We start from the raw sequence: 327 nt of genomic DNA on the forward strand, positions 1-327 counted from the left end.
CCGGCCCGGCGATCTCGCCCTTCAACGCCTGGGTGATGCTGAAGGCGCTGGAGACCCTGCCGCTGCGCGTGCGCCAGCAGGCCCGACACGCCGCAATCATTGCCGAATGGCTCGCCAGCCGTCCCGGCCTGTCGCGCGTCATCTTCCCGGGCGCGAAGAACCATCCCCAGGCCGAGATCATCGCCCGCCAGATGACGGGCCCCTCGACGCTGGTCGCCTTCGAGGTCGAGGGCGGCAAGGACGCCGCCTTCCGCTTCCTCAACGGGCTGAAACTGATCCGCATCTCCAACAATCTGGGCGACGCCAAGAGCCTGATCGTCCACCCGG

General features: G+C 68.5%; 1 protein-coding gene. It reads left to right on the top strand.

Going from position 1 to position 327, the window contains the following annotated elements:
* On the top strand, nucleotides 1-327 hold a 327-nt coding region (locus tag AX750_RS22915; protein ID WP_197432856.1), incomplete at both ends, for a PLP-dependent transferase.

Origin of the sequence: Methylobacterium sp. CCH7-A2 (assembly GCF_001557075.1) — a bacterium.
Taxonomy (GTDB): Bacteria; Pseudomonadota; Alphaproteobacteria; order Rhizobiales; family Beijerinckiaceae; genus Allobosea; species Allobosea massiliensis.